The organism is Leptothoe spongobia TAU-MAC 1115, assembly GCF_018739885.1.
In the GTDB taxonomy this organism is placed as follows: domain Bacteria; phylum Cyanobacteriota; class Cyanobacteriia; order Phormidesmidales; family Phormidesmidaceae; genus Leptothoe; species Leptothoe spongobia.
Genome location: NZ_JADOES010000026.1, coordinates 61,487 through 68,724, shown reverse-complemented (window position 1 = coordinate 68,724; position 7,238 = coordinate 61,487). Strand labels below are relative to the sequence as shown.

General features: G+C 46.7%; 4 protein-coding genes and 1 pseudogene. 3 read left to right on the top strand and 2 right to left on the bottom strand.

Annotated elements, in window-relative coordinates; all coding sequences use genetic code 11:
• Positions 1-114: 114 nt before the first annotated feature.
• Positions 115-342, top strand: a pseudogene (locus IXB50_RS22805) (calcium-binding protein); the annotation flags it as partial.
• 63 nt (positions 343-405) lie between these two features.
• On the top strand, positions 406-1,197 hold the full coding sequence (locus IXB50_RS13640) for a calcium-binding protein (protein ID WP_215609530.1): 792 nt from the start codon (positions 406-408) through the stop codon (positions 1,195-1,197).
• 173 nt (positions 1,198-1,370) lie between these two features.
• Here the strand turns inward: IXB50_RS13640 and IXB50_RS13635 are convergent, their stop codons facing one another.
• Together IXB50_RS13635 and IXB50_RS13630 are read right to left on the bottom strand one after the other, a co-directional pair.
• Positions 1,371-3,725, bottom strand: a complete 2,355-nt coding sequence (locus IXB50_RS13635; RefSeq protein WP_215609527.1) for a CHASE2 domain-containing protein — start codon at positions 3,723-3,725, stop codon at positions 1,371-1,373.
• Between the two features lie 26 nt (positions 3,726-3,751).
• Positions 3,752-4,663 (bottom strand): DUF1822 family protein, encoded by a 912-nt coding sequence (locus IXB50_RS13630; RefSeq protein ID WP_215609526.1) that lies wholly within the window; start codon positions 4,661-4,663, stop codon positions 3,752-3,754.
• A gap of 404 nt (positions 4,664-5,067) precedes the next feature.
• On the opposite strand from IXB50_RS13630, the gene IXB50_RS13625 reads away from it, so the two are divergent.
• Positions 5,068-7,116, top strand: coding sequence for a M10 family metallopeptidase C-terminal domain-containing protein (locus tag IXB50_RS13625; protein WP_215609525.1), 2,049 nt, complete (start codon positions 5,068-5,070; stop codon positions 7,114-7,116).
• Positions 7,117-7,238: the final 122 nt, after the last annotated feature.

Here is a 7,238-nt window from a genome sequence, read left to right as displayed (position 1 = left end):
AGCGACTCATGGCCACTACACTACCTGATCATCGCAATATTGACGAGAAATTCAGGGGACCCTGTGAATTAATACCCTGGTAGTGACACCCTCAACGGCAATGAAGGGAATGACATCCTTGACGGGGGTAGTGGTGATGACATCCTTAGCGGGGGTAGTGGTGATGACATCCTCAACGGCAGTGGTGGTGAGGACACCCTTGACGGAGGCAGCGGTGATGACATCCTCAATGGTAGTAGTGGCAATGACACCCTCAATGGTGGTCTTGATGATGATACCCTCAATGGAAACAGAGGTAATGACACCCTCAACGGCAGTACTGGTAGCGACACCCTCAATGGCGGCATTGATGATGACACCCTCAATGGCGGCGATGGTGATGACATCCTCAATGGGGATAATGGTATGGATACTCTTAATGGCGGTAATGGTGTTGATATCCTTGACGGGGGCCTTGGTAGAGATATCATGAACGGTGGCGATGGCAACGACACCTACTTTGTTAATACCAGCGGCGATATTGTTAGGGAAAGCTTTGATGACACGTTGGGTGGAACTTCTGATATTGTCTTTGCCTCAGTAAGCTATTCCCTTTCCCCAGGGACATTCGGGAACCAAGGATTTGGCATTGAGAATCTAACTTTGACAGGCACTGGTAACCTTAGGGGGACCGGAAACAGCCAAGACAATATCATTACAGGCAACATTGGTAATAATGTCCTCGAAGGGGCCAATGGTAATGACTACCTATTTAGTAGTGAGGGTAATGACACCCTCAACGGGGGTCTTGGTGAGGATATCTTAATTGGTGGTAGTGGTGACGATGTGTTAGATGGAGATGGCGGACGTAGGGGCTTCGGAGAAAAAGATATTCTGACTGGCGATTCTGTTACCTCTGAACCGGATGCTAGGGATAGCTTTGATGGGGCTGATCTGTTTATCCTCGGCAACGGCTTTGGAGCTTACTATGTTGGCGATGGAGACAGTGGTTACGCGACGATTACAGACTTTTATTGGAATGAAGGGGATAAGTTCCAAGTATTTGGAGTCCAAGACGATTATACTCTAGGCTTCGCAAACGTTTCGGGGAGTAGTGCACTAGACACCGTGATTTCTTACAAGGGCGATCGGATTGGTGTTGTGGAAGACACCATTGGTGTCGAACTAGCTTTTGATTTCAATTTTGTTGGTTTCTGACGAACTATCCAAAGTGTGGGGTATCCAGTTAAGCCAGGCAATTCTGGCTTCCTGCCCAACCAGAATTCAGGGGTCAGAATTCAGAAGGGATCTGGGTTCTGGCTCCTGACACCTGTAGAGCTTTGCTCTTCTCGGAAAACTTCTCGTCTTGGAAATCTGTTATGGCAACCTACTTATGGCTCCGACTTAACGCGGGTATATGCTATCAAAACACTACTCGTACCTAAAAGTCCGCATAGGCAGGGCACTAACGGCACCCATCCCCCATATAACAAGATGATAAAGCCAACTCCTGGCAGACTAATGATGACTATTCCAATCGCAAGACTACGCCCAAGAACAGACCGAAATCGCCATATAATCACCCCTCCGACGAAAGACCAACTGTAGATCCACAGCCATTCCAGCCATTCTGGCCACCACCATAGAAGGGGGCGCTGATCTAACACAGCGCTCAAAATCTGGCTCGTCATCTGGGCATGAATCTCAACGCCTAACATCTTTTCCGGATACGCACCCTGGCTGTAGGGTGTCAGATGAGCATCCTCTTTGGCGTTATCAAGTCCAATCAAGACGATGCGATCTCGGACCCAATCAGCCAGCTGGTCATCCACATCCCCCATCAAAACTGCCGTCAGCGAAACTCGACGGGGACTCTGAGACCGGTAGTTGATCAATACTTGATAGCCATTGGCGTCAGCTGGGGCTAGCTGATACCCACCCGCATTGTATTGCAATTCAGGAAATGGGGTACTGCCTATGCGGAGCGGACCATCCGGCTGCAGACTTACCTCATACTCTGGACCTAGATACGCCAGGGCTACCCGTGAACTCAAGGCATACTGAGTAGAGCAGCCTACGCTATCAGTGTCCATGCCAATTAACTGACGGTGTACAACCCCATTGGGGTCGCCTGGGAAATCCGTAAAACCTAGTCGTTCAGTGGGAATCCCAGGCGGTCCCGCAATCCCCTCAGGGTCTAAGTTAGAACTACTAACTTTGCATGGGGCAATAAACCGCGCATCAGCCGCTAATTGATTGGCCAGCGACGGCTCATATTCAAAATCGTGGTAAATATCCAGTCCAATGACACGGGGCCGATGAGGGGTCAGCTTTTGCAACAGCTGGGCTAAAGCTTGATCGGACAAAGATCCCTGTCCCTCCATCTGGTGTTGTTGTTGATATTGAATATCTGACTCGCTGACTGTGATAATTAGAATTCGCTCGTCGGACACCTCTGCTGGGCGCGATCGAACTAGCTGGTCAAACCACCATAGTTCCCACCCCTGCAACATTCCCAATGCCCTTACCCCAGCTACTAGGCTGGTAAGCATAAAGCTGACAGCAGTAACCCTCCACCAACTGAGGCGCAAGGGCAGAGGAGTAACAGAACGGACTGAAGGAACTGATTCTAAGGAAGAGGCTGGCAGCGTTTGAGTGGTGGCCCACTTAAAAGATGGCGTGTCTGGGTGCTGAAATACAACAGGTAACCAGCCACAGCCAGGATACCGATAATTCCAAGCATCTGCTAACTTTCGACGCGCTTCTTGCACAGAGACAGCTAGAGAATGACCTTCTTTAAACGCTGACAGAAAAAAGACTAAAAAATCATGCGCTACTTCATCAGGCACGGGCTCACGCATAACGATGCTGCAGGGTAAATCAAGCTTAGCCAGCTCATTAGCAAGTTTCAGACCATCACAGGAATTGAAAATAGCTAGTTTTAGCCCCTTGAAAATCGCTTCCCGCATACTATGCTTGAAGTCCTGGTGTGGATTTAACCACGCTTGCTGATTGAGGCCAATCAATCCTTCACCACTATGTCCCCCAAAATAAAAAATATCCCATCCCTGCTTATCCCAAAGCGTATCTAAAAAGGTCTGTCTGTTAGGCTGCTCCAGGAACCGGATATCAGCACCTGATCCCTCTAATTGGGTAAATAGTTGACGATCTAACTTAAGATCAATCTGTTCGTGCTCGCCTAACACCCCTAATATTCTTAACTGCTGTCGGTTCTGAGAGTTTGCCTCAAGGGCAACCTGGCGAATTTCAGGGGGACTGAGGATAACTTCTGGAGAAGGGATGGAGCGCTCGAAGATATCCCAAGCAGACCAGGGGAACTGCTGTAATGCAGTATCCCCCATCTGCAGAAAAATTTGATTTTCCCGACCTTGGCCAAGTGTTTGTAGCAGGGCATCCCGTATTTTTTGCCAGTTTTGAGCCCCCGAATTTAGCCAGTGATTCAGTTCTTTAATCAAGATCTGAGCTTTCTCTGGCCAGGAGAACCGAGTCTCAGTATTTGGTTTTGGGAGAATACGATGGGCTCTCGACTCCAGCATTTCTCGATAAGGTAATTGCCAGTCTTGAAGAGCGGTTTGTAGGGATTGAGGAATCAGCGGGAGCACTCCTGTGACCTGGGTAACCCTATAGGACGTCTGCTGAGCGCCATGTTGATTGTGAATATTCAAGCTGGCTGGGTATCCTCGCTCACTCTTTTCTAAGAGTGTTAGGACAATACGCTGGGCCATGATCACCGTCCTATAAGCACGATCAATTAGATAATAAAGTCTTCTGTAACCACAGCCTCACCGAGCTGAAGTTTGATCATAAAAGCCTCTCCTAACTCTCCAGAAAGCTCTAACTGTATCCAATTATCCTGCTCTCTGGCTTCAATCACTTCATAAAGGCCACTCTCAGGATCTATCATAATCAGCTGTAATCCAGCAGGTAGATAAACCAAATCCTGGCGGGGATAGACTCGGATAGAAATATCGACTGCACCTTGCTCCTGGGGAGTCAGTTGAGTTAACAACTGTACAGCTGATTGAGGACCTAATTGAATATCCTTAGCTCGCCTTAGGGGGTTGCCAGAACTATCGCCATTCGGTTCCGTTACTGATAAGGTTCTAGCGAGAGCCGGAGTTGGAGGTCGCCAGATAGCTTCAAAGTTGTTTTGTAACCAATTGCTTAGACGGACAGGTTGATTGACGGTTCTCGGGCGTACCCCTAAAATTTGAGCTTCCATTAGCGTTGACACAATGCCTTCGCTAAATAGGTATTCCATACGCTCAAAACCCTCTAAAGATCCTTCAAGCACAAACACAAGGCTACCTTTTTCTAGTTTACGTAAACTCAACGTTGCATCCCCTGAATGTTTCTTAATTAGTTCAAAAATGGCATCCTTGAGCGTATCATCGGCTTCGATTCGCAGTTCCCAACGAATCGATGTAGAAGGGAGGGCTGATCCTCTATCAATAACATTTTCCCAGGCAATACCTATTGCTTGACAGATATTAACAAAGGTATCTTGCTGAACAGGCTGGCCGCGTCTAAATCGAGTCAGCGTTTTGGGTGAAGTATAAGCCGCTTCACACCATCTTGGGTCTGTTGCCATCCAGCCTTTTTCACGCCTGAGTTGATCGATTTTTTTGAGACCTTCCTCCGAGGCCTTTAAGGAAACTGCCATAGGGAACTCCCTAATTTTATTATCTATTATATTTTCTCAGCCTACCAGTTTAGGCACCTTGAGCTTTACACGTGGTTTGATTAGTGGGATTGATTCCCCCGAAGGAGTTGTCAGCGATCGCGCTAAAAACTATTCACCTCAAAAACGCCAGTTAAGAGCCACATTTAGGTTGATACAACCTCAAAGGAATAAAAGTGGCCTAAAACTGGGTCTTCTCGATCGAGGTAATTCTCGTAAATTAAAAATATCAAATTTAGCTCAATCATATCACTGCAATTTGACACGTAAACCACGTGCTTACAACAGAAGAAATTGCTTTGTTTTTCAAAGCGATTTTCACGTTCTTATCTCAGGTTGAGATGGGCCGATTAAGCAATTGAATCACTGAGTAATGGAGCAAATTAATGACTTACGGAGAAACAACCCCTACAGCTACTACAACCTCCACCGGAGACAACAACATTGATGCATTATTGTATGGCAGACAATGGGAATCGCCCATAGTCGAGTTCAGTTTTACCAGTAACTTTGAAAATGACTATGAAGACGAGGACGATTATCCCGATGCTGATATTCATGCCGCCAGCTTCGAGAGTCTCAATGATATCCAGAGAGAAGCTGCACGAGAATGGATGCAAATGTATGAAAATGTGTCTGGTTTGACATTGGTTGAACTGAGAGGATTCAGCGATCGCGATGCAACTATTCGGATGGCTGAATCCGATAATCCTGATACTGCTTATGCCTATTATCCCTGGAATGGTGGTCGTGACTCTGTTTTCGATGGCGATATATGGTTCAATCGAACTTTAGTTCTTGATGACCCTACAACAGAAGATTCTGAATATCAGCCAGTATATGACAACCCCGTAATAGGCAATTATGAGTACTACACTTTTGGTCATGAGATAGGGCACGCTTTAGGCCTTAAGCATGGTCATGAAGAATGGGGAGTCCGTGACGTTGCCATGGATTCTAATCGTGACTCAATGGAATTTTCTATCATGACTTATCGCTCGTATATTGGAGATCCACTTTTTGGTGGCTACTCCAACGAGAGTTGGGGATACGCTCAGTCTCTAATGATGTATGACATCAAAGCTATCCAGCAAATGTATGGTGCCAATTTTGACTACAACAGTGGAAACACCACCTATACCTTCTCAACTACTACAGGTGAGATGTCCATCAATGGAGAACCTCAAGGGATACCTGGTGGCGAAGATGTTGAAGGAATACCCGCTGATGATAATACCGATAGAACCCAGAAGAATCGTATTTTCCGTACAATTTGGGATGGTAATGGGATCGACACTTATGACTTCTCCAATTACACTACCAATCTAAGCATTGATCTATCACCCGGTGGCTGGAGCGATCTGGATGTGGGTGGTAATTCCCAGCGTGCTAATTTGGGAGATGGAAACTATGCTCGGGGACATGTGTTCAATGCACTGCAATACGATGATGATCCTCGTTCTCTAATCGAAAATGCTGAAGGGGGGGCTGGCAACGATGGCATTGGAGGAAACGCTGCCAACAATATTCTATCTGGCAATAATGGTGATGACGCCCTTTTTGGTCATGCAGGTAACGATATCCTTAATGGAGATCGGGGTAATGACTACCTGTTTGGAGGAGAGAATAGTGACACTCTTTACGGTGGTGATGATGATGACGAACTAGATGGCCAAAATGGTCGGGATGTTCTTTATGGCGGCAATGGTGATGATGTTCTTGGAGGTGGAAATGGCAGAGATCGCCTCTATGGAGAAGATGGCTATGATACGCTCTACGGTGGTCAAAATGATGATCAACTCTGGGGTGGAGATGGCAATGATCTTTTGATGGGATATACCGGCAGTGACGATCTTCGTGGAGGGCGTGGTAGGGATACGCTTTACGGAGAGGATGGGATTGATTTCCTTTATGGAGAGATCGGCCCAGATAGTCTTCATGGCGGTAATGACACTGATCTTCTCTACGGTGGCAATGGCCGCGATCTCCTTTATGGAGACGATGGAGATGACTTTTTGAGGGGCGATCGGGGTAATGATGACCTGAATGGTGGCAATGGTCGTGATTGGTTAGAGGGCTATGGTGGCAATGGCCGTGAGCAGGATATCCTGACTGGTGGTGCAGAGTTCGACACATTTGTATTAGGTAGGGATGATTCTCTCTATAGAGGCTCTTTTTATCTGGGCTCTGGCTATGCGACTATCACTGACTTCGAAATGCTCACCTATGAAGACCAATGGGGAATCATAACCTATTTACCTTTAGACACTATTCAAGTATTTGGCTCTCTGAGTGACTACAGCCTTGGTTATGAGAACAGAAGTGGTACCTCAAGCAAAGATACTCTAATTTATCGCAGTGACGATCTGATTGGAGTGGTAGAGGACACGACTGCGATCGCGCTATCGACTGATTACTTTACCCTTGCATCCTAACCAATTTTGTTAGCATACCGTTTTTGTCGGTAAACGGTTTATGAATCCTTTGGCAGCTTTGGATCGCAGACTTTATGCCACCTGATGACAATATGAATTTTGGTGTGAATCGTTACTGTCAT